The 24,914-nt window shown below is 60.9% G+C and carries 26 protein-coding genes, 1 tRNA gene and 1 pseudogene; 19 read left to right on the top strand and 9 right to left on the bottom strand.

Features of this window, described 5'->3' with window-relative positions; all coding sequences use genetic code 11:
• Positions 1-95: 95 nt before the first annotated feature.
• Positions 96-1,274, bottom strand: a complete 1,179-nt coding sequence (locus EOE18_RS10960) for an amino acid aminotransferase (RefSeq protein ID WP_127709394.1) — start codon at positions 1,272-1,274, stop codon at positions 96-98.
• Between the two features lie 120 nt (positions 1,275-1,394).
• Positions 1,395-2,162, bottom strand: a complete 768-nt coding sequence (locus EOE18_RS10955; protein ID WP_246027396.1) for a DUF1134 domain-containing protein — start codon at positions 2,160-2,162, stop codon at positions 1,395-1,397.
• A gap of 301 nt (positions 2,163-2,463) precedes the next feature.
• Between EOE18_RS10955 and EOE18_RS10950 the strand changes: the two genes are divergently transcribed.
• Positions 2,464-2,555 (top strand) — tRNA-Ser (locus tag EOE18_RS10950).
• A 94-nt stretch (positions 2,556-2,649) separates the two neighbouring features.
• Here EOE18_RS10950 and EOE18_RS10945 read toward each other — a convergent pair.
• From EOE18_RS10945 to EOE18_RS10940, 3 genes and pseudogenes are all read right to left on the bottom strand, one after another.
• Positions 2,650-3,726, bottom strand: a complete 1,077-nt coding sequence (locus tag EOE18_RS10945) for a tyrosine-type recombinase/integrase (RefSeq protein WP_164852731.1) — start codon at positions 3,724-3,726, stop codon at positions 2,650-2,652.
• A gap of 32 nt (positions 3,727-3,758) precedes the next feature.
• Positions 3,759-3,935, bottom strand: a pseudogene (locus EOE18_RS19040) (hypothetical protein); the annotation flags it as partial.
• A 49-nt stretch (positions 3,936-3,984) separates the two neighbouring features.
• Positions 3,985-4,188 carry a helix-turn-helix domain-containing protein gene (locus EOE18_RS10940; RefSeq protein ID WP_227711300.1) on the bottom strand — a complete coding sequence of 68 codons (204 nt, stop codon included), beginning with the start codon at positions 4,186-4,188 and terminating at the stop codon, positions 3,985-3,987.
• 110 nt (positions 4,189-4,298) lie between these two features.
• Between EOE18_RS10940 and EOE18_RS10935 the strand changes: the two genes are divergently transcribed.
• The 4 genes from EOE18_RS10935 to EOE18_RS10920 all read left to right on the top strand — a co-directional run bounded on the left by EOE18_RS10935 (position 4,299) and on the right by EOE18_RS10920 (position 8,665).
• A complete protein-coding gene (locus EOE18_RS10935) occupies positions 4,299-4,688 on the top strand; it encodes a helix-turn-helix domain-containing protein (RefSeq protein WP_008068470.1) in 390 nt (129 codons plus the stop codon).
• 1 nt (position 4,689) lies between these two features.
• Entirely contained in the window at positions 4,690-5,091 is a 402-nt protein-coding gene (locus EOE18_RS10930) for a hypothetical protein (RefSeq protein WP_127709388.1), read from the top strand.
• A 240-nt stretch (positions 5,092-5,331) separates the two neighbouring features.
• On the top strand, positions 5,332-6,315 hold the full coding sequence (locus EOE18_RS10925) for an AAA family ATPase (protein ID WP_127709386.1): 984 nt from the start codon (positions 5,332-5,334) through the stop codon (positions 6,313-6,315).
• A 10-nt stretch (positions 6,316-6,325) separates the two neighbouring features.
• Positions 6,326-8,665: a S8 family peptidase gene (locus EOE18_RS10920; RefSeq protein ID WP_127709384.1), complete on the top strand. Its 2,340-nt coding sequence runs from the start codon at positions 6,326-6,328 to the stop codon at positions 8,663-8,665.
• A 35-nt stretch (positions 8,666-8,700) separates the two neighbouring features.
• Here the strand turns inward: EOE18_RS10920 and EOE18_RS10915 are convergent, their stop codons facing one another.
• Together EOE18_RS10915 and EOE18_RS10910 are read right to left on the bottom strand one after the other, a co-directional pair.
• Entirely contained in the window at positions 8,701-10,110 is a 1,410-nt protein-coding gene (locus EOE18_RS10915; RefSeq protein WP_127709382.1) for an argonaute/piwi family protein, read from the bottom strand.
• Entirely contained in the window at positions 10,107-11,552 is a 1,446-nt protein-coding gene (locus EOE18_RS10910; protein WP_127709380.1) for an SMEK domain-containing protein, read from the bottom strand. Before EOE18_RS10910 ends, EOE18_RS10915 begins: the two co-directional genes overlap by 4 nt.
• A 125-nt stretch (positions 11,553-11,677) precedes the next feature.
• On the opposite strand from EOE18_RS10910, the gene EOE18_RS18805 reads away from it, so the two are divergent.
• Positions 11,678-12,829 (top strand): lytic transglycosylase domain-containing protein, encoded by a 1,152-nt coding sequence (locus EOE18_RS18805; protein WP_246027395.1) that lies wholly within the window; start codon positions 11,678-11,680, stop codon positions 12,827-12,829.
• An 85-nt stretch (positions 12,830-12,914) separates the two neighbouring features.
• Here EOE18_RS18805 and EOE18_RS10900 read toward each other — a convergent pair whose 3' ends face one another.
• The gene (locus EOE18_RS10900) at positions 12,915-13,421 is read right to left on the bottom strand and encodes a helix-turn-helix domain-containing protein (protein WP_246027394.1); all 507 of its coding nucleotides are present in this window, start codon (positions 13,419-13,421) and stop codon (positions 12,915-12,917) included.
• Positions 13,422-13,508: 87 nt separating this feature from the next.
• Positions 13,509-13,898, bottom strand: a complete 390-nt coding sequence (locus EOE18_RS18800; protein ID WP_246027393.1) for a hypothetical protein — start codon at positions 13,896-13,898, stop codon at positions 13,509-13,511.
• Between the two features lie 295 nt (positions 13,899-14,193).
• Between EOE18_RS18800 and EOE18_RS10890 the strand changes: the two genes are divergently transcribed.
• From EOE18_RS10890 to traU, 13 genes are all read left to right on the top strand, one after another.
• On the top strand, positions 14,194-14,517 hold the full coding sequence (locus tag EOE18_RS10890; protein WP_127709378.1) for a hypothetical protein: 324 nt from the start codon (positions 14,194-14,196) through the stop codon (positions 14,515-14,517).
• Positions 14,518-14,609: 92 nt separating this feature from the next.
• Positions 14,610-14,894, top strand: a complete 285-nt coding sequence (gene traL, locus EOE18_RS10885) for a type IV conjugative transfer system protein TraL (RefSeq protein WP_008065174.1) — start codon at positions 14,610-14,612, stop codon at positions 14,892-14,894.
• Position 14,895: 1 nt separating this feature from the next.
• A complete protein-coding gene (locus tag EOE18_RS10880; protein WP_127709376.1) occupies positions 14,896-15,459 on the top strand; it encodes a type IV conjugative transfer system protein TraE in 564 nt (187 codons plus the stop codon).
• Positions 15,460-15,500: 41 nt separating this feature from the next.
• The gene (locus tag EOE18_RS10875; RefSeq protein ID WP_127709374.1) at positions 15,501-16,298 is read left to right on the top strand and encodes a type-F conjugative transfer system secretin TraK; all 798 of its coding nucleotides are present in this window, start codon (positions 15,501-15,503) and stop codon (positions 16,296-16,298) included.
• Positions 16,295-17,647 carry a TraB/TrbI/VirB10 family type IV secretion system protein gene (locus EOE18_RS10870; protein WP_127709372.1) on the top strand — a complete coding sequence of 451 codons (1,353 nt, stop codon included), beginning with the start codon at positions 16,295-16,297 and terminating at the stop codon, positions 17,645-17,647. Before EOE18_RS10875 ends, EOE18_RS10870 begins: the two co-directional genes overlap by 4 nt.
• A 50-nt stretch (positions 17,648-17,697) precedes the next feature.
• Positions 17,698-18,528 carry a DsbC family protein gene (locus EOE18_RS10865; RefSeq protein ID WP_127709574.1) on the top strand — a complete coding sequence of 277 codons (831 nt, stop codon included), beginning with the start codon at positions 17,698-17,700 and terminating at the stop codon, positions 18,526-18,528.
• A 3-nt stretch (positions 18,529-18,531) separates the two neighbouring features.
• The gene (locus EOE18_RS10860) at positions 18,532-19,215 is read left to right on the top strand and encodes a hypothetical protein (protein WP_127709370.1); all 684 of its coding nucleotides are present in this window, start codon (positions 18,532-18,534) and stop codon (positions 19,213-19,215) included.
• 6 nt (positions 19,216-19,221) lie between these two features.
• A complete protein-coding gene (gene traC, locus EOE18_RS10855; protein WP_127709369.1) occupies positions 19,222-21,768 on the top strand; it encodes a type IV secretion system protein TraC in 2,547 nt (848 codons plus the stop codon).
• A complete protein-coding gene (locus tag EOE18_RS10850; protein WP_127709367.1) occupies positions 21,765-22,118 on the top strand; it encodes a hypothetical protein in 354 nt (117 codons plus the stop codon). The genes traC and EOE18_RS10850 overlap by 4 nt, the downstream gene beginning before the upstream one ends.
• On the top strand, positions 22,108-22,644 hold the full coding sequence (locus EOE18_RS10845; protein WP_127709365.1) for a TrbI F-type domain-containing protein: 537 nt from the start codon (positions 22,108-22,110) through the stop codon (positions 22,642-22,644). Before EOE18_RS10850 ends, EOE18_RS10845 begins: the two co-directional genes overlap by 11 nt.
• Positions 22,628-23,170 (top strand): S26 family signal peptidase, encoded by a 543-nt coding sequence (locus EOE18_RS10840; RefSeq protein ID WP_164852730.1) that lies wholly within the window; start codon positions 22,628-22,630, stop codon positions 23,168-23,170. Before EOE18_RS10845 ends, EOE18_RS10840 begins: the two co-directional genes overlap by 17 nt.
• A complete protein-coding gene (gene traW / locus EOE18_RS10835) occupies positions 23,170-23,817 on the top strand; it encodes a type-F conjugative transfer system protein TraW (protein WP_127709363.1) in 648 nt (215 codons plus the stop codon). The genes EOE18_RS10840 and traW overlap by 1 nt, the downstream gene beginning before the upstream one ends.
• Positions 23,814-24,902, top strand: coding sequence for a conjugal transfer pilus assembly protein TraU (traU, locus tag EOE18_RS10830; RefSeq protein WP_246027392.1), 1,089 nt, complete (start codon positions 23,814-23,816; stop codon positions 24,900-24,902). The genes traW and traU overlap by 4 nt, the downstream gene beginning before the upstream one ends.
• Positions 24,903-24,914 lie beyond the last annotated feature (12 nt).

Here is a 24,914-nt window from a genome sequence, read left to right as displayed (position 1 = left end):
GCGCCCCGTTTTCCAACGAAGCGCTTTTTATAAAGGGATTGCCAAGGGACGAGTCCCTTGGCCCGCCGGAGGCTCCTAGAAGCCCCCCCCAATAATTAAGCCGTCACATCCGCCACAGCAGCGATGAACTTGTCGATATTGCCCATGGTCAGACCGGCAACATTGATACGGCCCGAACCGGCCATATAAACGCCGTGCTTTTCGCGCATGGCCAGAACCTGCTCACCGTTCAGGGGAACGATCGAGAACAGGCCATTCTGGGTGCCGAAGGGCGCGAAGTCCACCGAACCCTGCACACCGGCAGAACCCAGCTTCGCACGCACTTCATTCATGCGGGCGCGCATATCGTCGAGCTCGCCCAGCCAGGAAGCGGTCAGTTCCGCATCCGACAGGATCAGACGCACCACTGCCCCGCCGTGATCTGGCGGCATCGACCATGCTGCGCGGGCCAGACCGGCACCGTTCGACAGCACCTTGGCGGTCTCTGCAGCGCTTTCCGTCAGCACGTAAAGCGCGCCAACGCGGTCGCGGTAATAGCCAAAGTTCTTGTCGCAGCTATAGGCGATCAGCGCTTCGGGCACAGCGGCCAGCACGCGGCGCACGCCATAGGCGTCTTCTTCCATACCCTTGCCCAGACCCTGATAGGCCAGATCGAGGATCGGCAGGATGCCCTTGGCCGCGATCAGGGCGGCGATTTCGTCCCATTCGGCTTCGGTATAATCAATGCCGGTGGGGTTGTGGCAGCAGCCATGCAGCATGATGGCGTCGGTCGCTTCGGCAGCCGCGATCGTGGCGCGCAGCGCGTCCATATCGGCCACGCCAGCCTTGGTGGCATGGTTGAAGCCCTTGATCGCCACGCCAACGTCGGCGGCGATCTGCGCATGGTTGGGCCAGCTGGGCGTGCCCATGTGGATGGCGGTCACGCCTGCCTTCTTGGCCAGAGCCACGGCCAGACGCACAGCGCCGGTGCCGCCGGGGGCCTGCATGCCGTCGATACGGCCATCAAAGCTGGGGTTGGCCGCGCCGAACACATAGGGCATCAGCGCATGGACAAAGCCCATATCCCCTTCAGGGCCAAGGTAGGCCTTGGAATCCTGCGTATCGAGCAGCAGCTTTTCGGCCGCTTTCACCGAGGCAAACACGGGGGTGGCCCCGGTGTCGGTGCGATAGACGCCCACGCCGAGGTCAATCTTGTCCTCGCGCGGGTCCGCATTGTGGAGCTTGATCAGCGCGAGCAGCGCGTCGGCGGGCTGTTGTTGCAGGTTGTTGAGCATAATGGGGCGGCCCTTACGCTCTCGCCCGAGTCGGGGCAAGCCTGAAAGCCCCTCTGACCGCAGGGTGGTTGCGATTATGTCCCGCAACCGCCTCTGCGCGCCAGATTCGGAAAGGTTAGATCAGAAAGGCAGCCAGTTCTGTTTCTTGGAAAACTTCATATAGCCGCCATTGACCCCCAGACGCATCCCCACGCCCAGACGGACCGGAATCAACACCTTGTCTCCGCGCCGCAGATAGCTGACGTTGAAGCCGCCCACCACATAGGCCTGCCCTTCGCCCGCGCCATAGCGGTGGTAAAGATCTTCAGTGTCATAGAGATTATAGACCAGCACAAAGGTCTTGGCCGCATTGCCGCCCACATCGAAACCGATCGAAGGGCCGGTCCAATAGACATCGCGCTGACCTTCGGTCTTGTGGAACAAGGTGCCCGAGCCATAGCGCAGTCCCACGGCAAAGGCCCCGCCCACTTCACGGCCCACGATATAGGCATTGGGCAGGCCCTGCTTTTTCAAAATCTCCTGAATGACCGAGGCCAGCCCCTTCGCGCCCTTGCCAAACACGCCTTCGGCAGCGCCAATCAGATCATCACCCCGATAGGTGCGGTCATTGGCGGGCACGCCTTCGGGCACATTGCCCGGCACGGTGATCGGACGACTGGCGGGCGCTTCCTGCGCGGCGGGCATATCGCTGGGGGTGGCGAAACTGGTTCCGGCGGGGGCCTGACGGATTTGCGGCGGCGCCTCTCCACCGCGCACCAGATCGGCATCGACCGGATTGTTACTCTGCGCCTGCGCCAGCGTCGCGCTGCCCATCAGAGCCAACAGCAGGCCAGCCTTGGCACAGGCTGAAAACCCCTTGCGCGCCACCTTGATTGCCTTGTCCCTCATCACGCCCTCCTCCATCGCGCCCAAGCGCATTACAAATGTAACGCACTGTTTTCCGGCTTGTTGCAGTTTACGCCTTACGCCAAGCTGAATTCAACCTCTGCAACCCGCACGCCTGTCATTTGGCCCCATCTTTTGCCCTGTTTCATCGCCATCCACAGGCATCAAACCACGCAAAAAGCCCGAAATTCGGCCCCTTCGCACAGGAGGCGGAGAGAAAATGCAAGGAGGCTCAATTAATTCGCCTCCCCCCCTTGCCGGACCAGAACACCCCCGCTATAGACGCGCTTCGCCGCTGCGATCCGGAGACGTGGGTGAGTGGCTGAAACCAGCGGTTTGCTAAACCGTCGTACCCTAACTGGGGTACCCCGGGTTCGAATCCCGGCGTCTCCGCCAAGATTGTTGATTTAGGCCATTTTTTCATCAGCCTCTTTCCTCGCTCTTGGCGCCACCCGGCGTAAAACCGTTGGCGCTGTGCCGACTTTTGTGCCTACCCCATCTTGGACTTGAGCTGCTGATCGGGCGTCAGGTAGGCCAGATAGATCTCTGTGGTCTTGACGCTGGTGTGACCCATAATCCCCTGAAGTGCGTAGATTGAGCCGCCATTTTGCAGGTATCTGACCGCGAAAAGATGCCGCAAATCGTGGAATCTGAAGCGCACAAAAGTGTGCCGGGACTGTGCCGACTTTTGTGCCGACCCCTGTGCCGGTTTTTGTGCCGGGGCCTTTGCCAAACGTCGGGCTGTTTTTCCGAACTGAGTGGAAACCCAATCCATCGTTTGGCCATCCGACCGGTGAAAGACGATGAGCGAATGGGGCGACTTTGGCTGCCGCTTGAGGATCGCAATGGCCTTGCTCGTCAAAGGCACGGCGCGCAGCTTACTACCCTTGGTCTTATGTATCGTGGCGATGCTGCGCCCCAGGTCTATGCAATTCCAGTCGAGTTGCACGATCTCATCCTGACGCATGCCGGTCTCGATCGCGAAAGCGCATATGTCGGCGACTTTGGGGGGGAGTTCCTCGAGCATGGCATCAATAGAAGCATCAGTCGGCAGCATAATCGGATCTCGCCGCTCAGGCATCCGTTTTCGATTGATCATGAGAGCTGGATTGTCCTCGATCCAACCTTCATCCTGCGCCACGGTCAGCACCGCGGAAACTGCTGTAAGGTCGCGCCTGAGTGTAGCATTGCTCAAACCCAACGCTCGCCGCCCTTTCAGCATATCACGCAGCCTTGCCACGTCGATCTGATGGATCGCCTTCCCATCCAGCCAAGATCGGCACTGATTCAAGCTAACCAGATAGCGCTTGAGCGCTTTCTCAGAGAGCGAGGCATGCGCCTGCTCGTGCCATGCGATCACCGCTTCTTCCCATAGTTTGGGCGGCGTAATCCCATGGCGTATCTCGTCTTCGATCTGGGCGCGGATGCGTTCTAGCGCTTGGGCCGCCTTTGCCTCCGCCCGCCGCGCTGGTTCAACACGGACATGTAGAGATTTGCGGTACTCACGTCCGGCGACCTGGAAACGGCCCCAGTAGACGCCGTTACGAATGAAGATGTTTTTCGGCATGGCAGTGTGTTTTCCGGTGTTTGCCGCGCCCATTGCCGCAGCTGGGCAATATCGAAGGTCCAGCGGCCTGCCGGCTTGGCAGCACCGGGAATGACACCTTGGGCAGCGAGATTTTGGAGCGTCCGCATCTTCAGACCGGAGATCTGAACTGCCTGACTGATAGACACGCGCTCGATTCCAAGCGGTTCGTTGTAGTCGGCACCTCGCATCGAGGTCCTCCTCTGGTCACGACTGATCTGATTTCGATCCTGGCGACAGCTATGCCCCGGCAGGCTGAGCCGATCCGGAGCCGTTTGCTTCGACAAAATGCTTCGCGACGTAGTCGTCGATTGCCGTCTCCGGCAGCATGAGCCGGCCATTCACGCGGATGTGGGCAAGCTGCTTTCGAGCGACCATCCGTCGAATACGAGATTCGGGCCAGCCGCTTTGAGCGGCCAGTTTGGGGAGTGTCAGCAATTGCATGACTTTCACCTCTGTAGTAGTTTGAGATTGGAGTTTGGCAGAAACTCACAATGGATGGAGTAACTCATGTTTGTGAGTTTCGTCAAGACTGAATCGTGCGGCGGTGCTGTGTGAGCATCGGCGCGCGTTTTCTGGAGATCCGTAAGGCCAAGGGGCTGAAGCAGACCGACGTCGCCGAAGCGATCGGCATCTCGCACGGCGCCTTGGTCAATTATGAAAAGGGGCGTGAGCCTCCGGCCTCGGCGATCCTTGCCTTCAGCCAAGTCTATGGCGTCAGCGCAAATTGGCTTCTGACCGGCGAAGGCCGACCTGATGCTGAGAGCCTAGACAGCATCTATGCCCGTTCAATCGCGACCGCTTGGGCCTTCCTGAGCCGCGGAGGCGATGATGTGGAACAGGACGCGCTCATCAAACTCGGTGGCGCGCTATTCCAATACCTGCTGGAACATGGCGAGATCAGCCCCGCCATGAGCGAGAAGATTTTTGCCCTGAGCGCCTGACATGAACGACAACCAGTTACCGCCAATTGCAGACGCACGCCTCCTAGCCGCAATGAAGGCCGTCAACCCGCCGATAGAAAAGCTGATGGCTGATCGCCTCGCTCTGCGGCAGGAAATGATGCGGACAAAGGATGAATTGGAACGCGTCCGTCATCACTTGCTCCCGAGGTACATTGGCATCGTCAAAGCCATCGCACTGGGGGCCGCGACCTTGGCCCTCATCGCCTTAGCCCTCGCCCTTTTCAAAGGCCTCTTCGAGGTCAAAACCACCGCAACCCTCTTTGCCTCTCTCCTGCTGCCAGTCTGGATCGTCGATCAGGCTGAAAGGAAATTCGGTCGCTGGATCGTTCGCCGTGATGGTCGAGCAGAGTATGTCGATGGAGATGGCAGCGAAGGTCTATAAGGGCGGACGAACCGGAATGACAGGTTTCAAACTGCCAAGGGCGGATAGCTGCCGCTCTGAAAGGACGGCTTTTGCGTGGACTGGCAACCACTTATCATCCTTCTGGTGATGGATCGGGAACGACCTAAGTCGCTACAGTAAGACAGGCAGCACTATCTGCCATGATTTCATGCAAGAAATCATGGCAGATTCAGGAAATCCAGCTATGCTTGTCACACAAGGAAAGGCGTATACGAACCCATGGCGCGCGGCGAACTGATGAAGAAATTGCTGGCGAGTTACGGCAAGGACGAGGAGTTCCGTGCCGTTGCCGAGCAGATCATCGGTGAGGAAGAGAAGAAAAACAATCGCGTACTCGCGCGCTCACTCCGCCGTTCACTCGATGCAGCGCCATCGCGCCCGACTAAACCCAAGGCGCTTGCGCCGCTCATTCCCTTCCCTGAAGCCGCAGCCGACTTCATCGAACTGGTGGAGCCGACGCACAACAAGCAGGATATCATCCTGTCGAGTGAGAATATCCGTATTTTCCTCGATCTTCTGCGGGAGTTTCGGCGGGCCGATGATGTCCGCCGTCGGGGCTTACCGGTCCGTTCCAAGCTGCTGTTTTGCGGCCCTCCGGGTTGCGGTAAGACGCTCTGCGCTGAGATCTTTGCAGCCGAACTCGGCATGCCGCTCTACATCGTCAAGCTTGACCGTCTGATCTCCTCCTATCTGGGCGAGACCGCGACCAATGTCCGCAAACTGTTCGAGTTTGCTCGCAAGCAGCCCACAGTCCTCTTCTTTGACGAATTTGATGCGCTGGCCCGCGCCCGCGAGGACGGTGGCGAGCACAATGAGCTGCGGCGTGTTGTCAACAGTCTGCTGATCTTCATCGACCGGATCGAGCCCAAGGGTTTTCTGGTCGCAGCCACCAATCTCGATCAATCGCTTGATCCGGCTATCTGGCGACGCTTCGATGAGGTGATATGGTTCGATCCACCGGAGACCCGCATGATCGCGCGTTTCCTCGCGATGAAGTTCAAGAATGTCGCGCTGGCTTTCGACCCGCAAGCACATATCGGAGAGCTTTCGGGCTATTCCTATGCCGAGCTGGATCGCATCTGCGTCCAGGCGATCAAGGCGTCGGTGATCGACAAACGAAAACAGGTCAGGGAGCAGGATTTCCTTCATGCCATTGCCGATGAACGACGCCGCCGGCGCAGAGCCGACCGAATGACCGCCTGACCTCCGCCGCGTGGCGCGTTATGATCACCTGCAGCTGTTGCGGCTGCCCGAGCGTCTGCCCCGTCGCAAGAACGGTGGCGGTGGGCCTCCTCCCCAGCGCAATCCGCGCGGGCACAGTGATCGCCTTGGCCAGGAGCTTGGTCAGGCTGTAGCCACCCAGCGCCAGCGTCGGCGCCCCGATGCTGTAGACCCGTCGTTGATCCTACGGGTCCAGATGAGCGGGCCTTTGCTCGAGGAGGAATGGAATCGCGTCGGCCTGACCGTTCTTTCGAGCGATGAGGATCGCACGCTCGTCCTATTCTCCTCAAACGATGAACTGACGGAGTTCCAACGCAAGCTCGATGCCTATGGCCAGGGTGTCCAGCCCGGCCGGCAGAACCCGGCTTTCTCTTCATTCATCGCCAATGTGGAGAGGATTGCCGAAGTCGCGCCGCGCGATCGCATTGGCATGCGTGCCCGCGAAACGGGCTTGGTCGATGTCGATGATTTCCAGGTCGGCGAGGCATACACGGTTGATATCGAGCTCTGGGATCTTGGGAGCCGGGCCTTGCGCGAGCGCAAGATCGACGACATTGTTCGATATGCCGAGGCGCGAGGCGCCGAGGAGCTCGACCGGCATATCGGCCCCAATCTCACGCTAGTCCGGCTTCAATGCGATGGCGCAATTGCGCGCGCCCTTCTGTCAATTGAGGAAATCGCCGAGGTTGATCTGCCTCCCGAGCCGGATCTGCTCGCAGCGCAACACATCGATGATGCGCTGGGCGATGTGCCGGATGTGGAGGATCTCGACGAGAATGCGCCGCTCATCGGGATCATCGACAGCGGGATCAATGACCATCCCTTGATTGAGGATATCATAGTCGGGTCGATCGCCGTGCCGGATACGCTGGGTACAGCCGATGATCATGGGCATGGAACCTTTGTCGGTGGCATCGCGACCTTCGGCGATCTGCGTGCGCAATTGGGTGCTGGAGAACTGGTCCGGCACGCGCGCCTGTGTTCAGCCAAGGTGATCGACCACACGGGCAATTTCCCCAACCGACGTCTCACGCCAAAGCTGATGCGCGAGGCGATAACCGGCCTCCATGAGCAATTCGGTTGCCGGATTTTCGTCATTTCGCTGGGTGATCGGACCAAGGTCGTCGAGGGCGGCAAGGTTGGCCCATGGGCGCAGACGCTCGATGAACTGGTCCGCGAACTGGATATCATCATAATCGTCGCGGCCGGCAACCGTCAGCCACGGCGCGGAATGCGCATCGAAGAGTCCGTCACAGGCTATCCAGGCTACCTCATGGAGCCGGAAAACCGGCTGTGCGAACCGGCCGGTGGCATGAACATCGTCACTGTTGGTTCCGTCGCGCATGGCAACGGGCTTAGCGCCCGCGCTCAGGACAATGTTGGGGTGCGTCCAATCACCGAAGCGTTGGAGCCTTCGCCATTCTCGCGCGCTGGTCCTGGCGTGCGCGGTGCGATCAAACCCGACTTTACCGACATTGGTGGTACGCTGATTTACGATGGCCCTACCGCCTCCCTCCAGGGCGGTGAAGTACGGCCCGAAGCCGGCGTGATGTCGCTCCACTACCGTCCTGTCGACCGGCTCTTCGCGGCGCGATCAGGCACATCCCATGCCGCGCCTCTCGTTGCGTTCAAGGCAAGTCAGATCCTGACACGCTTTCCCGATGCTTCTGCCAACCTCGTTCGCGCCCTACTCGCCACGAGCGCGGTCGCGCCGCCTGAGAGCGTCCGTCGTCTGGCGCCCCTGGGAGATACAGCTGGTCGGGCGCTATTCGGTCATGGACGCGTCGATGCAGAACGTGCTGCCTTTTCTAATGACTCGCGAGTGATCCTCTATGCCGAGGATGAACTCGCGATCGATCATTTTGCAGTATACCAGATACCTATCCCTGAGTTGTTCCAGACCGAACGGGGCCGCCGCACCATCCGGGTGAGCCTGGCTTTCGATCCGCCTGTGCGCCACAGTCGCCTCGATTATAATGGTGTATCGATGGGCTTCCGGCTCATTAGGGGCTGTGAGCCCGACATGATCTTCGAGCATTTCCGACGGCGTACAGCCGATGAAGCTCCGTTCCCCGAGATGGAAGACCGCTATAACTGCAAGCTATTGCCCAATTCGACAGTGCGGGAAAAATCGAGCCTGCAAAGTGCCAGTGTCAGCTTCTCGCGCAATATCCGAGGCTACGGCGACAATTACTATCTTGTGGTGCGATGTGCCGGTGGCTGGGCCGGTGATGAGGGCCAGCAGTCCTTTGCAGTGACTGTTGAAATTTCGCACGAGGCGGAAGTGCCAATCTATGAACGCCTGCGTCAGCGTATCCGTGTCAGGGCATGACGGCGATGACAACGCAACACATCCATCCTATGACATCACATATAGAAGCTGTAGCTGACCTGCGGCTTTTCGTTGACGCTCACATACTTCATGATGTCGCCGATCTTATTGGCGCATTCGAGCGTAATCGGCAGGCGTCCATCTAACTGGGTGTTGTTCCAGTTCATCTTTGTAAGTCCCAGAATCTCGTGACAGATGCTCTCTAGTGATGAATCCTGCTCGTAAACCGTGACCTTCAAGGGGTTCGGCACATACTGCCCTGGATAGGTTTTGTAGAAGTCGACCGTGCCACGCGTGTAAAGGATGCCCTCTGTTTCCGAAAAGGAGAGGAGCGTTCCGCGCTTCGGAGGATATTTTTTGTCGCTGAAGAGGCGAACGTCGGTGTCCGTGATCGCAACGAAATCCTTCGACCGGATGCCCTTTTCTTCGAGCGCGCGCAGGAATCCCTTGCGTTCACCATCCCGGAAGCGACTCGACTTGTGGATCACAATCCGCGCAGGCATGTGTTCAAGCGCGCGGTCATATTCTTCCAGTGCGTTGCGCAGTAGTTCGTATGCCTGATCCTCGCTAAGATAGGGATGGCGGTTCCTCTTATCGATCGACACGGGCGTGCCGCGCAGGATGATCCCGTGCCCGAATTCGTCGAAAACCTGCGCTAGACTAGACGACACGGTCTCACCGTCCCGGCTTTTGTAGAAGCCGATGCCGATATAGCATGACCGCAGCTTGGCCGTGTCTTCCACAAGCCGCCAAGGAATGGTGCGGTTGCCCTTATAGTAGAGGGCGGTACAGAAATTCCATGCCTTGGTGGCGGGATCCTGCTGATCACCGGCGAACTTGGTGATCAGGATCGTCTTCTCACGCACCAGCTGCAGAGGGGTGCCGAGATGCATGCACTTGGCCTTCAGGGTCCGCCGAAAGTTGTGTTCGAGTTCGCTTTCATCCTTCTCGTCGTCATTGGCGGCCGTAGTTATGGAGTCGAACATCTCGTTCGGCATCACGCAGACGATGACGTCCACCGATCTGTTCTCGGCAAGAAACCTGATCTGTTCGTAGTAGAGCTCCACAGCTCTCTCTACACGGCTGGCGCGGGATGAGAGCTTCACGATCCCGGTGATGTCCGACTTCTTTAATGTCCGAGTATATTGGGGCGAGTTGATCAGCCGCGTTAGGAAGCCATAGCTCTGGTTCACACCGCCAAAGCCGCGAAACAGATTGAGGAGCTGCGACTCCGCTTTGCGCTCCACGCCATCGCGGCATTTCTCAAGCCATTCATCGAGAAGATCGATGCCTTCGCCCCGGCCCACGACCCCGATCCGGAGCTCTGTCCGACGCAACTCATCGCGTTTGTCGTATACCCCCATGTGCTCGATGCCGGTACGTGGGCAAATGTGCGTGCCGGTACCGAACTCGAGTAAAGGCTCTGCGAGCGTCGTCAGTTTCATGCCGCCACCTCCTCGTCGGTCGCATCGTCATCATAGTCAGCGAGGGAGACGTCGCCCTCATCGAGGGTTTCATCGGCTTCCCCGCCCACGTCGAATTGAAGCAGCGACCCGAATTCGAGCGGCATCTCTTCGCCCCCGTCTGCGCCGCTGCTGTTCGCTAGAAAGAAGGCCACGAAGCGGACCGCGTTCCTGACGCTGAGATTCAGCTCAAGGCGCTTTTGCTTCGAGAGATACTTCTCATGCCAGTAAGACCGGTTGAAGCCATCATAGGAATAGTACCAGCTCGGCACGATCTGCGCGAACCACTCTCCGCCTAATTTCGAAAAGGTGACGTCGAACGAGAGGTGCTGATGGTACAGAACCTTTTCCGGATCCTTCTTCTGGTACTTGACCGCGTATACAGTCCGGCTCGCGCTAGCCTTGCCAACCCAGGACTCCTTTCGCAGCTCTTGCCCATCCTCGTCCGGCACAAAGAAGAAGAAGCCGTCCTTCGGATGCGATCGGACATTACGCCCTTTCAGCATCTGCCGAGTCTCTGCCCAAAGAAGCTGCTTGAGGATGTTCACGTTGTCCACCTCGTCGGAGTCGGCCAGATCAGCCACGTCCAGCCGCTCAATGGTGCCCTCGTCCACGATGCTGATGAGGTCGCTGGCCTGGATGTCGATGAACGAGAACAGTTTATTGTCATAGCAGATCCACGCGTCCGTAAGCACGTCATTTAGGAGGAGCGCCATTTTGACGACCGACTTGCGGCTCTTCGCGTATCCGCGGTAGTTCAGCTCCTGTTTCGCCCGGGCGATGACTTCCTTGTCGTTGATCGTCAGTTCCGCGACATAGATCGCGTTCGGGAGCTTGATCTGCTGGAGGTTCGTGGTGATCGCCGTGGGCGCTTCGATAGTCTCGGCCCTGATGCTGTTGAAGGCGTCCACCTCCCCGAGAATGTGCTTGAACTCCGTGAGCACCCTTTCTTGTGCGGCTAGGCGCAATCCGCCCACCATGCGGAGGATATCGCCAAGATCGATGATGTGCTTCTTGCAATCGAAGGAAAAGTCGGACGTCAACAGCGCGTCCACGGCACTCTGACTGTACGTCGCCTGTTTCCTGCCGAGCATCAGGACGTAAAGCTCGTCGAACGTGTTGTAATAGGACCGGCTCATGAACTGGGTGACGGTGGATTTCACCTTCTCCAAGGCGGTCGTGGACGTCACCTGGAAGGCTATGCGATCGTAGTCATCGCCCAGATCGATGCCAGGAAAATTTTTCTGCTTCCGATTGAGGTTGATGAGATGGGGGAGGTTGAACACGGACTTCAGGATTGGAATGAAGGCGTCCTCAAGGGCGAGGTTGATATCCGTGCGCCCTTGAGCGGTCGCCAACTCGACCTGCAGGATGATCCGGCTAACAACGTCGCGGAGTTCGTTCTCAACATTGAGCTGTCGCACCTCACACCCCCTTTCGGTAAACGCCTCCTTAAAATGCGAACGCATCTAGAACATTTCAAGATGGCGAGCCGCGTGCCGATGGCTGCAATCGCTCACTGCGAGGATTTTATTTTCGAGAAGAATTAATGAATGGCAGCACCATGCATCGCGCCGTGCGAGCAGTTATCCGCCTCCTCTTGTCGGCGACTCCCGACGCGACGAACAGCCGTTTTGTTCCAGCCAACACCATTCCGGTTTGCCGCAATGACCCTGAATCAATGACCGGTTCGGATGCCCCGGCCAAAGCCCATGAATGTCGGCTCTGGGGCGATTGCAGCGTCGACCCGACCTGGAATTGGATTGGCACAGACCAACCTTGGAAATGTAGCAAACGCTCAACTTGTCGCTTGTCAACCTATCGCTGCAAGGCTTGCAAAAGCTCGGCGAACTGGGATGATGCCTATGCGATAACCGAACCCGGCCCCCTTCATTGGGATTGGGTAATGATTTTCAGATTTCTGCTGGCCGGCACTCTGTCGATGGCCATAGCTCCCGGAACCTATGCTCAGCGGGTGAACTTCCAGGCATTCAGCCCTGCGAACGGTGATCAGATACCGTTTGTAATTAGGTCGATAGGTCCAGTCACCGGAGGCCATCAGTCCAACCCCGAAGAGATCCGTGGCTTGGTCGACGATTTCGAAGCGCTCGGGTCGAAGAAATCCCTGGCTCAGGCTGATACCAGAGCGCACCACGTCCGGGCGTTAACTCAGAAAACCAACAGGGATAGGCCAGACTCCCCCCAATCGCCTGTCGATACTATGCTTCAACAAAGCCAATGCGAAAACAGGCCTTACGCCCCCAGCCCTCACCTCCCCCGAGATGCCGAGCGACGCCGCGCCATATGGTATCCGGCCATGGCTCAGGCCGCTTGCGAAGCGGGGCTGCCGGTACATCTATTCGACGCCCTCATCATCCAGGAAAGTCGATATAATCCAGTCGCCGTCAGCCCAAAGGGCGCAACGGGCCTCGCACAACTCATGCCCGCCAGCGCCCGTATCCTGGGCGTGCGCAACATCCTCGACCCGCGCGAGAACATGCGCGGCGGCGCGCGCTACCTGCGCGCTTTGCTCGATGAATTCGGCCGCTTCGATCTGGCTCTGGCCGCCTATAATGCTGGCGCAGGCCGCGTGCGGGCGACAGGCCGTGTGCCCCGCATCACTGAGACGATCCACTATGTATCGAACATTCTGGTGACAATGCAAAGGCAGCTTTCCGCGCCCATGCCACTCAGGGAATAGCTCTGGCACCCCTCATTTCGTTGCGGCTGCTGGCGACCCGAAGGGAATGCAGCCGTTTGCCCTTGCTGTGCGGGCCGAGGGGGGTTCAGAGGGTGGGAAGTTTCACGAACTCATCACGGCGCTGTCTGATCTGCTTCTGGTTGGTGACCAGTATCTCAGCGAGCCATGTCGTGAACTTTTCTTCAGCCGCCTCTGACAAAGGCTCCATCGGGAAATCGGCGCTGGCATCCACCTTCTTAAAAACGGGTGCCAGCATCCGGATGAGGATCTCCAGCACTGGCTCATCATAAGCGCTCCAATCACCGATCACCTCAATGGCAATGACCGCCTTGGCGGCATCAATCCCGACGATAGCCGATAGCCGCTTGAGATCGATGAGGCGTAAAGGCTTCTGGCCGTCAAGGAGACGTCCAAGCTGGCGGCGGCTCATCCCCGCCAATGAAGCGATTTCTGCCAATGACCGGCCATCGCGGTTAATTCGGTCCCGCAGCAAGGCGCAATGGCTCCCGGAAACCGGCGCGTCGGATAACAAGGGGGCCCCTTCTTGGGATACTATAGTATAGTCATCAGGTGGAGTGATAGGTTCGGTCATAGCTCTCCTCGGCGCGCTGCAGCGTTAACCAATACCGGCGCGGGAGGGCGACCTTTGTCAAGTTTCAGGCAAAGTCGTTGCTTTGGCTCAAAGACCCTCGTTCAGCACATGGGCACAAGCGTTGATCGCCTCGATCACGCTGACCGATCGGCCTAACCTACGGCCCGCATCGTCACGAAAATCACGCAGCCGATCATTGATTCTGGAATCGATCCGGATGTTGATCGCCACCTCGCCAACCAGAGCGTCATGATGGCAAATGCCATCCAACTTACTCAAAGGTATATGAAATATTTCGCGCCTTGATGAGGATAGCACCGTGGTCAGTAGGCGTCTGGGTGAGCAAAGCTCAAGCTCGCGCGAGGAGAGATTGTGCAGCGCCAAGCTGAGCGCCCGGAATGCCGCCGGGCTCATCTTCAAGCGATGCGCGGTCTGGGATCGCGGCTGATGACTATCCCCTGTCTGTTCCTCTTTCATTGACAGCCCCCATGTCAAACTCCTGTTTCCCCAAGATTTCAGCCCAAAGATGGGCGCTTTGCGCCCATTGATGTGCCAGATCGAAACCGGTCCAGCTTCGTTTGCGCCCCATGCTGGGCGCATCAGAAACCCCCTGTGGGCCGAATCAGTTCGAGCATACGCTCCAGCTCAGAAATTTACTTGATTTAGCGCCAATTTGGCGGGAGCCGACTTGTCGGTGAGTCCCCGTCTGGCGGAGCCTTCGGTTCGGCACAGGAAACAAATCATTCCTGGCCCTCTCGAAAGGACTTACCCCATGACGTCCCTTGCTCTGCCGGCGCCCAAATGCGCCTCGATCCTGCCCTATCTCGGCGTCGCTGTAGTGGCGGCGGCCATACTCGGCCCGGGCGCCGCCTTTGCCGGCACCGACACCTCGTTCAACACCGCGCTGACGCAGTTCACCAACTTCCTGTCCGGTTCGGGCGGCAAGGTGATCACCGTGCTGAGCCTGGCTGGCGGCATCGTCGGTCTGGCCTCCGGTCGCTTCTCGCTGGCGCAGGTTGCCGTGCCGGTCGGCACGGGCGTTGCCGCTGGCACCGGCGTGCCGATCGTCACCGCGATGGTCACCGCGACCATCTGACGAGAAGGTCGGCTGCGCGGGGAACTTGCCCCTCCCACACCCCCGCGCAGACCGGCCCGATCCCCCACAAACTCTTGTGACGGCGGGCAGCGATGGAACGCTATGCGATCCCCAAACATCTGGATGACCCCGAACTCATCGGGTTCTGGACGCTGGATGAGTTCCTGGTGATGGTCACCCCCTTCATCTGGGGCATTCTGGCTTCGCATATCGTTATCGGGCTGGTGTTCTCCACCGTGGCCTGGTTCGGTTATCGCAAACTCCGCGCCGGACGCTCGATGGCCTGGATCCTGCATTTTGGATACTGGCACCTTCCTGGCGAGTTTTTCGCCATGAAGAGCTTCCCGCCGTCCCATCTTCGCGTGTTGGCGGGCTGAGATGGACATCGATCTCGCCCACGACAAATCGCAAGGCATCCTGCGCCAGCGCAACGGCCTGGCGCTGCTCTCGCTGGTTCTAGGCCTCGTTGCGGTCGGCAGCGTGGTCTCTGCCGGCCACAAGGACCGCGAGGTCGTGCTGGTCCCGACCCTGCGCACCCCGCTCACGCTGACCAGCGCCAAGGTCTCGCCTGACTATCTTGAGATGGTGACCCGCGATGTGGCGATGGTCGCGCTCAATCGTTCGCCCCAGAGCCTGACCTACTGGATGGATTCCATCCTCGAAGTGACTGACGAGCAGGCGCGCGGCGAGGTCAAGAAGGCACTGATGAAGGTGGTGGCCGAGCAGCAAGGCTCGCAGATCACCCAGTTTTTCACGCTCGATGCGATGCACGTCGATCCCGACAAGCTGACCAGCACGGTGGGCGGCACGCTGCATACCGTCGTCGCCTCCAAAGAGGTTACTTCCGAGCATCGCACCTTCCGCTTCACCTGGACCTACAACGGCGTCTCCCTGAAGCTCAAAGGCTTCGGGATGATCGCCAAGCCGGAGGAAACGCCGTGAGTGGCCCATTCCCCGGTACCATCCCACAAGGGTTTTCCTTCATGGCCATTCTGGAATTGTCGGCAGGGGCAAGCCTTGCCCCGCGCCTTTGGTGGGCTGAGCGCGCCCTTGGCCTCGCCCTGATCGGCGTCGGCCTTGCGAGTGCTGCGCCCGCTTATGCCGATCAGACACTGCTGGTGGCCGACAATGGCACCGTCCACTGCGAGGCCTCGGCCAAGGATCTGACCCGCATTTCGCTTAAAGGTGACCAGTTCGCCTCGGTCTCCAAGGTGCAGGCAGCCAATCCTGCCGATGATTTTCAGGTGGTCAACGAGCCGCTGCGCGGGGACATCTACCTTTCCGTAGCGAATGGCTTTTCCAAGCCGACCATCTCCTTCTTCGGGACGACGCGCAAAGGCTTCGTCTACAAATTCATCTGCGCCGTGGGTGGCTCGGACGCCCGACAGGTGTTTGTCGCCAATGCAGATGTCGAGCATCCGCACCCGGTCGGTGAGACATGGCCCGCTGGCCTCTCGGCGCAGGATGCCTCGGCCCGCCTGATCGCGGCCATGTATGCCCAGAAGCCGGTCGAAGGCTTCGACATCACCTGGCGCGCGCTAGTGCCGGTCAACATCGAGACGCTGGTCGTCCAGATGGTCGGGCAATATGTGGGGGCCTCCTACACCGGCAAGCTGCTCAAGATCACCAATCGCGGCCCCAAGCCCGCTATTCTGAGCGCGGACAAGGTTGCGCCTGCTGACGCCATCGCGGTGAGCATCACCAATCCGCGTCTGGCCCCCGGTGAAGCAACCACGGCCTTCATTGTCCAGCGCAGCGCCGATGTGGGAGGTCAGCCATGAGCGCACCCACCACGCAAGGCGGCTCCGCCGCGTCGCCCACCGGCGCCGATGATCTCGCCCGCAATGCCGTCACTCGCCGCCGCCAGCAGATCGCCATGTGGGGTCTGGGCGGTGTGCTGGTGATGGCGGGCATGTGGTGGATTCTTGCCTCGCCCACACCCCAGACGGGCAGCGCCGAGAAAAAGGACGATCCCAAGGCAATCAAGATCTCGACCGATGACATGGTCAACCGCTCGATGGCCGACAAGGAATGGATGGCCCTCTCGGAGAACCAGCTCACCACGCAGGGGAACCAGATCAAGACGCTGCAGGGCGATTCCGTCCGCCTCGACCAGCTCCAGAAGCAGATCGAGGATTTGCAGGGTCAGAACCAGGCGCTCAAGACCGATGGCTCCAAGGTTCTCTCGGCCTATCAGACCGAGAACGACCAGCTTCGCTCCCAGATTTCCGCGCTCTCGACCCAGATGCAGCGGGCAACCGCCGGGCCAACCGCGCTTTATGGAACGGGCGCACCCCCGACTTATCAGCGGTCCTCCTCGATCCCCAGCGGATCGCCACTGGTGCAGCCCGCTGGTGATCCGGCCCGCTCAGCTATCGATCCGGCCAGCGCGCTACGTGCGAGCGAAGTGAAGCTACTGTCCTTCGGCGGAGATACGGGCGGGACGGGTACCCGCATGGTGCCGGGCAAAACGACCCAGTTCACCGACAGCGAGAATTACCTGCCGCCCAATTCAATCGCGACAGCCAAAGTGGTGGTGGGCGTCGATGCCACGACCAACACCAAGAGCCAGACCGACCCGCTGCCCGTCGTGCTGCGCATCACCGGCCCCGCACGCTCGGTCTATGCCCAAGGCAAGCTGCTCAAGACCAACATCGTGGGCTGCATGGTCAATGGCGCGGCGCTCGCCGATCTCTCATCCGAGAAGGTCTATGTGAAGCTCCAGCGCATGACCTGCCCGCAACCGGGCGGCAAGGTCGCGGTAAGCGAGGTCAAGGGCTTCATCGCCTTTGGCGGCAAGACCGGCGTGCGTGGCCGCGTGGTCAACCGCTCGGGCAATCTGGTGGGTCAGGCCTTCATCGCTGGCGTGCTGGGCGGTTTCGGGCGCGGCTTCTCGACCAACTCCTCGGCCTATCTGACCTCGCCAACGGTCAGCGTGAACGGTCAGCGCTCAACGCTTTCACCCTCGGACATCGCCCAGGGCGGGCTTGGTCAGGGCGTCGCACAGTCCGGCGACATGGTCTCCAAATATCTGATCGAGCGGGCCGAGCAGTACCAGCCCGTCGTCGAAATGCCGACCGGCCTCGATGTCGAGGTCGTGTTCCTCGACGGCGTCTTCATCCGCAATTGAAGGAACCCCCTTGCGTGTCTCACTCCCGATCCTTTCTGCGCCTGCTGCCCATGCTCGGGCTTGTGCTGAGCACTTTGCCGACCATCGCCGAGGCCCGCGCCGCGACGGCAACGCGCGCTCGTCCTGCTCTGGCGAGGGATGCGGCAGCGATGCGGGCTTTGACCCAGCGCCTGCCGCGCACCGCCGTCACTAAGGTCGATTGCGGACAAATCCCCGGCATCTGCGAGGTGCAGGCGGGGACCAACCTCTTCTACATCGATCCCTCGGCCCGTTATCTGATCGTCGGGCGGATCTATGACATGGAGACGCACCAGGATCTGACCGCCGCGCGCCTGCTGGCCATCAATCCTGATATGCTGGTCGGCGCGGCCGCCTCGGCCAAGGCGCAGGAGACCGACAGCGCGGGCCTCGCGCCATCACGTCCCCAATCCACTGCGGCGCCGGCCTCGGCCCCCGCTCAAAAGGTGAGCCTCGCCAGCCTTCCGGCCAATGGGGCCATCGAATGGGGGAGCGGCAATGCCAACGCGCCCAAAGTCACGGTCTTCAGCGACTTCCACTGCGGCTATTGTCGCGCGCTGCACCAGACCCTCAAGGCCATAGGTGTTCGCGTCACCGAGCGGCCGATCTCGATCCTCGGCACGCGGGCGATTTCCGAAGCCGTGATCTGCGCCGAGGATAAGGCTGCTGCCATGGAGTGGGCCTATGGCGATCAGGAGGTCGCGAAACGCGCCTGCGACACCAGCGGCCTCGACGCCAACGAGGCCTTCGCCCGTGCCCATGGCTTCACCGGCACGCCGGTGCTGGTCCGTGAGGATGGCGCGGTGTTGCTGGGCTTCCGCCCGCGTGAATTCCTCGAAAGCTGGCTCAAGGGGGGCGCCTGACCCATGCGCATGTCCTCCATCATCGCCGCGCTCGGCCTGATGCCGCTGGCCGGTTGCTCGATGTTCCACTCCAACGTCAAAGGCGGTTTCGTGTGCAGCGCGCCACGCGGCACCTGCGCGCCATCGACCACCATTGATGACAGCGCCATCCACGCGATCGACGCCGGGGCCGAGAGCAAAAACGCGCCCACGCCCAATGACGACCCCGTTGCCATTGGAACTCAGGCGGCCCCCAATCTCAAGGAGAAGAAGGCATGGACTTTTGTCGGCCCAGCTCGGCCGGTGCTCAAAATCGTCTATCTGCCCTGGCGCGATGGTTCGGGGCGCCTCCATCCCCGCACCACCGGTTTTGTCCCCGTCGACGCGCCGCTTGCTTCCGAGCTGTCCAGCGCGTCGCTCGACGCGAAAGCCATGGGCACAGGCGCCGAAATGAGCCTGCTTTCCATTGCAGAATTGGCTCCCGACATGGCGCTGATGGATCCGTCGCCCAAGCCAGCGATGCAGGCAAAGCCCAAGGCAGACGCCGCCGCTCCGATCGCTCCGGGCGATCCGGTCGCGGCGATCAAGGACAAGGTGAAGGCGACCCTGAACCAGCCCCAAGAACAGCCCGGCACGCCAAAGCCTCCGGCCTCCCAGCCAACGCAAGCGAAGACCAACGCGGCGACCTTCCCGCCGCAGGGGAACTGACGCGCCATGCTCGCCCGGCTCATCGAACTTGTCACCGGCGACAGTGAGGCGCCCGAACATCGCGCAGAATCACGCGATGTGCCGATGCTCGCCAGCTTCCTCGGCTACCGCGCCTATGCGGCTGAGACGCAGATCTTCCATCTCACCCGCTCGAAAGGCTTCATCCTCGAACTGGCCCCGCTCATAGGGGCCGATGAGCGCATCGGCGACATTCTGACCTCGATCATCTCTGATGTGCTGGTGGCGGGCTGTGAATTCCAGATCATCAATTATGCCTCGCCCCGGATCGCCGAGAAGCTGCAAGAGTGGGCCTTGCCGCGCGTCCGCGCCGGTGCGGTGTTCAACAAGCTGGCTCGCTACCGGCTCGATCTGCTGCGCGGCGGTGCCTGGGCATCGCTCGCGACCGATGGCCCCTTCCATCTGCGCCAATTCCGCGTGCTTTTTGCCGTGGGTGTTGGCGTGGGTTCTGGCGTTGATACCGAGACACTGCTTGGCATCCGCGACGGGATCACCTCGGCGCTCGATTCGATCAACGTCAAGACGCGGATCTTCAGCCCAACCGAACTCATCCGTTTCATCGACGATGTAGTCTGCCCTGCGACGGGCGCGGGCGATGACGCGCCCGATTACAGCCCGTTCGATCCGATCAACGAGCAGTGCATCCGCCGCGATCTCGTCACCCGCGTCGAGAAGGACCGGCTGATCCTCGAGGCGCCTTCGCTGCGGCCCTCAGGGCTGGTGATCGATGGCGCGCCCGAAATGGCCGACGTGAGCCCGCATGAGTTCGATGTTCGGACCATGTCGGTCCGTTATTTCCCCGAGCGCTGGGCGCCCTGGGATACGCAAAAGGTCATCGGCGACATCTTCAATCCCAAGCTCTGCCTGCCGTGCCCGGTGCTCCAGTCGATCGCAGGGATCATCCCCTCGGCCGAAACCTCCGAAGCCAAGGCAGGCTGGAAATTCACCCGCACCACGGCGCTGGCCGATGGCAAAGCCGCGCGCCTTGTTCCCACCCTCAAGACGCAATCTGCTGAATGGGAACATGTGCAGGCGCAGGTCCGTCTGGGGCAGAAGCTGGTCCAGATATATTACAGCGTCACCATGGTTTCGCCGCTCGGCCGGGGCGATGTGAATGAACGCACCCTCAAGGCGATCTACAAGGCCGCTGGCTGGGATCTGATCGACGAGACCTATCTCCAGACCGGCGGGCTACTGGCCTCGTTCCCGCTGACGCTGGCCGATGGCCTGTCGCGCGATCTCATGCGGATGCGCCGCTTCCGCACCGTGCTCTCGGCCAATGTGGCGGCGCTTGCTCCCGTCCAGGGCGAATACAATGGCGGGGCCATCCCGCACCTGCTTTTCATCGGACGGCGCGGTCAGCCCCAGTTCTGGTCGCCTTTTCAGAACAATGCCGGCAACCACAATGTCGCGATCGCTGGCAAATCCGGCTCGGGCAAATCGGTGCTGCTTCAGGATCTGACCGCCAGCCTTGCCGGGGTCAATGCCAAGACCATCGTCATCGATGATGGCCGCTCCTTCGAGCATATGGCCAAGGCCTTGGGCGGCACCTTCACCGAGTTCAAGCTCTCCTCAGGCATCTCGATCAACCCGTTCCGCATGATCGATCTCGAGCTTGCTGCGGGTGACGAGGACTATCTGGTCGACTGTCTCGCAATGCTCAAAGCCATCATCAGCCAGATGGCGCGCTACGAGAACCGCCTCAACGACACTGAGCGCGGGCTGATCGACGCCGCCGTGAACAGCGTCTGGAACGAGAAAGCGCGCGAGGGCACGGTCGATGGCATCATCGCCGCGCTGCGCGCTGCCGGTCATCCGCAGGCCGACGATCTGGCGACGGCACTGCTGCCGTTCTCAGAAGCCGGCACCTATGGCCCGTTCTTCCTTGGCGACACCAATCTCGACCTCTCAGCCGACCTGACGGTTTTCGAGCTGTCGGACCTCTCCTCGCGCGAGGAACTGCGCAGCGTGGTCCTGACCTCGATCATGTTCGTCGCCTCGCAGACGATGAGGAAGCTCGACCGCCAGATCCCCAAGGCGCTCATCATCGACGAGGCCTGGGCGATGCTGAAGGGGGGCGCGATGGCGGATTTCGTCGAGACCTATTCGCGCACCTGCCGCAAATATGGCGCCTCGCTCATCACCGCGACCCAGTCAATTAATGACTTCTACAAGTCGGGCGGCTCGAAGGCAGCGCTGGAAAACTCCGACTGGATGCTGGTGCTCCAGCAGAAGCCCGAGACCATCGCGGATTTCCGCAAGTCCGACCGTTTCGAGATGGACAATTTCACCGACGCGCTGCTGCGTTCCTTGAAGCGCAACGGCACGGAATATTCCGACCTGCTGATCCGAGGCCCGGACACACAGACCGTCTGCCGCCTCGTGCTCGATCCCTTCTCAGGCACGCTCTATTCGTCGAGCCCCGCCGTCTATGCCCGGATCGAGGCCGAAGTCGCGCGCGGCGCCACCATGGCTGAGGCCATCGAATGCGTGGCTTACGGCCTTGATAGTAGCGCCAAGGGAGCACGGCCATGACCCCGCGGCGCTCCGGCACGAAAGCCACCTCCATCAACTGGGGCGCGGTGGCCGCCTGCGCTCTGCGCCTGACGGGCTGGTTTGCCGTCAATGTGCTGGCCGCTGCCGGCGTTCTGGCTCTGATCCTCTTTGCGATCGGCGACTTCTCGCTGCCCGTCACCATGGCGCAGCTCGCCAATCTCGCAGACCGCTATGTCGCGGCCAACGCCATCCGCCGCGACCAGTTCGACAGCCAAGTCATTATCGGCTTCTTCGCGATCCTGTTGACTGTCGCCTTCTTCCGCCGCGGCGGCTTTGCGCGGGCCTTCGAGGACGCCTCCGACAAAGGGAAACCCTCCGATGCACGATGACAACCCGCTGCCGCAGGGAGAATTGCCCTTGGGGCTCAAAGCAATTCCCACGCCTGCTGCCGTGACCGGCAGGCGCCGCTCACTGGTGGCCTTCTTTGCCAGCAATCGCCGCCAGATCCTCGCCATGGGCCTTTCCGGCGCTTGCCTGCTCTGGGGAAGCTGGACCACGCACAAGCTGCTCGGCCTCGAGCAGCGCGTGACCACGATCCGGAAAGTGGCACTGGCCGACCTCGTGCGGGACTACGTTCAGGCCGAGGCCCGAAGCGGCGCCACACCTGACCAGATCACGGCGGAAACCGGCGCCTACATCAAGGCGCTCAACCTCGCGGTCGCTCGCCACGCGGCGAAGGGCGAGGTTCTGCTGCTGAGCAATGCTGTGGTCGCTGGCGATGTCCCTGACATCACGCCCCAAGTCCGCGACGAAGTCACGGCCAGCCTGGCCAAGCCGGCCTCATCTCAGAGCCCCGCCGTGCAGATGCAGCAGTTCTTCGATGCCAAGGGAGCCGACCATGGCAGCAGCAAGTGAAGCTGCGCCAGTCGCGGCACCGCGCGCGTCGTCGTTGCGTCTCAAGCTCGGCGGGATAGCGCTGATCGGCGGCGCAGCGCTTGGCTGGTCCGCACTCAAGGATTGGCACGATCACCACGCCATCCTCATCAACGCGAGCGAATCGCTCCCCAACTGGGCTTTGCTGGTCGAGACCGGGCGCTTTCCCGCGCGCGGTGACTATGTCGTTTTCGCGCCCGGTCATGATCCGTTGGTCATCAAGCATTTCGGGGCTGATCCCAAGCCCTTCGCCAAGATCACCTATGGCGTGTCGGGCGATGTCGTCACCCGCACAGGCGACGCCGTGCAGGTGAATGGCAAGACCATCGCCCACTTGAAGCCCAAGACCCATCAGGGCGAGGATCTGGTGCCCGGCCCGCTTGGCACAATCCCGCCAGGCTGTATCTATGCCGGAAGCCCGCACAGGGACGGGTTCGACAGCCGCTATGCCGCGATCGGCTTTGTCTGCCGCGACCGGTTGATCGGCATCGGGACGCCGATTCTGTGATGCGCGCCGGTCCCGCCTCGATCCTGCTCGCCGTGCTGGGGATCGGCTCAGCGCCGATGATGGCGAGCGCCCGCGATTTCGGGACGTTTGGCCCGACCTGGTCGATTGCCGAGCCGGATCTGCTCGCGGTCATCAAGGCGCGCCTCGAGGCTGCGCGGCAGAACGGCAAGCTCGATGCCATGAACCAGCGCTTTGTCGAGGCGGCACAGGCCAGCGTACGCCGGCCCCACGCTGTGGCAGGGATCACGCCGGCCACCAGCGACAGGCGCTGGAGCTTTGATCCGAGCGTCACGCTCTCTCAGGACATCCGCGATGCACGCGGCAACCTGATTGCCGCACAGGGCCAGCGATTCAATCCGCTGACCCATCTCAATCTCGCCCACAGCTTCGCCTTCATCGATGGGGATAGTGCGGCTGAACGCGAGTGGGCCATGCGCCAGGGGGCGCCGGACAAGCTCTGGATCGTGCTGGTCAAAGGCTCGCCCACCGATCTCATGAAGGCAACCCAGCGCCGGTTCTATTTCGACCAGATGGGGAGCCTCACGGGCAAGTTCGGCATCGCCCATACGCCCGCTTTGCTCGTCCAGCAGGGCGACCATCTCGACATCCGCGAAGTCGCGCTGCCGCAAGCCGGAGAACGCCGATGAAGCGCATCCGCCCTGTCTTCTGGCAACGCTTTGGGCGTGGTCTTCGCACCGGCAAGGCAGCGCGCCGCGCGCCCCGTCGCCGCTTGGGCAAATTCTGGGCGATGCTCGCCGCTAGCCTGGCGTTGGGTTCGGCGCAGGTGGCGCAGGCGCAGGGATCACCTACTTGCCACGGCCATTTCCCCAATCCCATCAGCGACATCTGCTGGGACTGCTTCTTTCCGCTCTCGATCGGCGGCTTCCACCTCTGGCCGAGCGACAAGCCCGATCCGTCCAATCCCAGCCTGCCGGTGTGCCTCTGCGGCATCCGACCGGGCCTATCCTTCGGATTCTGGGAGCCGGTGCGGCTGATCGACGTGACGACCAAGCCCTTCTGCTTCCCCAACCTTGGCGGGCTGACGATCAATCCTGGCATGTATGTGGGCAACGGCCATGTCTCGACCGCCTCACAGAAGGGCGGCAACACGCAGATGAGCGCCCAGTATCAGGCACATTATTACGTCTACCCGCTGTTCTATCTGCTCGAACTGCTGGGGGATTTCATCTGCTTTGAATCCGCCTCCTTCGATCTGGCCTATATGACCGAGATCGACCCGACCTGGAACGATGATACGCTGGCCGCGCTCGTCTATCCTGAGACCGTGGTCTTCGATTTTCCGCTGGCGCAGGTTGCTTGTGCTGCCGATTGCGTCGCCGCCACCGCCGCGCTGCCGCTCGACCAACTCTTCTGGTGCGCAGGCTGCAATGGCTCGATGTATCCGATGACCGGCAACATCGGTAACAACGATACGATGGACCAGTCGATGCGGCTTGCGGCCGAGCGCATGGTCTTCAAGATGCACCGCACCGCGCTGGCCTGGGGCACGATGGGGGATCAGGGCCTCTGCGGCAAATATATCATGCCGATCATGCGTAAGCAGCAATACCGGCTGCAAATGGTCAATCCGGTCGCGGCCACCTCAGGCCGCTATGCCTGCCAGCCTCCCGGTGGATCTACGGCTGTCCAACTCACCTCGCACACCTATCCGGTGGTGGGCGAGGATGTGGGCTACCTCCTGTGGCGCAAGCGCAATTGCTGCGCGTTCTGATGGGAGGGACAA

This window comes from Novosphingobium umbonatum (genome assembly GCF_004005905.1).
In the GTDB taxonomy this organism is placed as follows: Bacteria; Pseudomonadota; Alphaproteobacteria; order Sphingomonadales; family Sphingomonadaceae; genus Novosphingobium; species Novosphingobium umbonatum.
The sequence above is the reverse complement of the archived record's forward strand: the minus strand, read 5'-3'. Positions and strand labels throughout refer to the sequence as shown.

Excerpts from the sequence above, each read along its gene's own strand:
- EOE18_RS10915 (WP_127709382.1), bottom strand. The coding sequence starts at position 10,110 with ATGAAACTGACGACGCTCGCAGAGCCTTTACTCGAGTTCGGTACCGGC.
- EOE18_RS10840 (WP_164852730.1), top strand. The coding sequence starts at position 22,628 with ATGGCAGCAGCAAGTGAAGCTGCGCCAGTCGCGGCACCGCGCGCGTCG.
- EOE18_RS10880 (WP_127709376.1), top strand. The coding sequence starts at position 14,896 with ATGGACATCGATCTCGCCCACGACAAATCGCAAGGCATCCTGCGCCAG.
- EOE18_RS10875 (WP_127709374.1), top strand. The coding sequence starts at position 15,501 with ATGGCCATTCTGGAATTGTCGGCAGGGGCAAGCCTTGCCCCGCGCCTT.
- EOE18_RS10945 (WP_164852731.1), bottom strand. The coding sequence starts at position 3,726 with ATGCCGAAAAACATCTTCATTCGTAACGGCGTCTACTGGGGCCGTTTC.
- EOE18_RS10860 (WP_127709370.1), top strand. The coding sequence starts at position 18,532 with ATGCGCATGTCCTCCATCATCGCCGCGCTCGGCCTGATGCCGCTGGCC.
- EOE18_RS10845 (WP_127709365.1), top strand. The coding sequence starts at position 22,108 with ATGCACGATGACAACCCGCTGCCGCAGGGAGAATTGCCCTTGGGGCTC.
- EOE18_RS10900 (WP_246027394.1), bottom strand. The coding sequence starts at position 13,421 with ATGACCGAACCTATCACTCCACCTGATGACTATACTATAGTATCCCAA.
- EOE18_RS18800 (WP_246027393.1), bottom strand. The coding sequence starts at position 13,898 with ATGAAAGAGGAACAGACAGGGGATAGTCATCAGCCGCGATCCCAGACC.
- traL (WP_008065174.1), top strand. The coding sequence starts at position 14,610 with ATGGAACGCTATGCGATCCCCAAACATCTGGATGACCCCGAACTCATC.
- EOE18_RS10960 (WP_127709394.1), bottom strand. The coding sequence starts at position 1,274 with ATGCTCAACAACCTGCAACAACAGCCCGCCGACGCGCTGCTCGCGCTG.
- EOE18_RS10865 (WP_127709574.1), top strand. The coding sequence starts at position 17,698 with ATGCTCGGGCTTGTGCTGAGCACTTTGCCGACCATCGCCGAGGCCCGC.
- EOE18_RS10925 (WP_127709386.1), top strand. The coding sequence starts at position 5,332 with ATGGCGCGCGGCGAACTGATGAAGAAATTGCTGGCGAGTTACGGCAAG.
- EOE18_RS10870 (WP_127709372.1), top strand. The coding sequence starts at position 16,295 with ATGAGCGCACCCACCACGCAAGGCGGCTCCGCCGCGTCGCCCACCGGC.
- traC (WP_127709369.1), top strand. The coding sequence starts at position 19,222 with ATGCTCGCCCGGCTCATCGAACTTGTCACCGGCGACAGTGAGGCGCCC.
- EOE18_RS10955 (WP_246027396.1), bottom strand. The coding sequence starts at position 2,162 with ATGAGGGACAAGGCAATCAAGGTGGCGCGCAAGGGGTTTTCAGCCTGT.
- EOE18_RS10940 (WP_227711300.1), bottom strand. The coding sequence starts at position 4,188 with ATGCAATTGCTGACACTCCCCAAACTGGCCGCTCAAAGCGGCTGGCCC.
- EOE18_RS10890 (WP_127709378.1), top strand. The coding sequence starts at position 14,194 with ATGACGTCCCTTGCTCTGCCGGCGCCCAAATGCGCCTCGATCCTGCCC.
- EOE18_RS18805 (WP_246027395.1), top strand. The coding sequence starts at position 11,678 with ATGAATGGCAGCACCATGCATCGCGCCGTGCGAGCAGTTATCCGCCTC.
- EOE18_RS10930 (WP_127709388.1), top strand. The coding sequence starts at position 4,690 with ATGAACGACAACCAGTTACCGCCAATTGCAGACGCACGCCTCCTAGCC.
- EOE18_RS10850 (WP_127709367.1), top strand. The coding sequence starts at position 21,765 with ATGACCCCGCGGCGCTCCGGCACGAAAGCCACCTCCATCAACTGGGGC.
- traU (WP_246027392.1), top strand. The coding sequence starts at position 23,814 with ATGAAGCGCATCCGCCCTGTCTTCTGGCAACGCTTTGGGCGTGGTCTT.
- traW (WP_127709363.1), top strand. The coding sequence starts at position 23,170 with ATGCGCGCCGGTCCCGCCTCGATCCTGCTCGCCGTGCTGGGGATCGGC.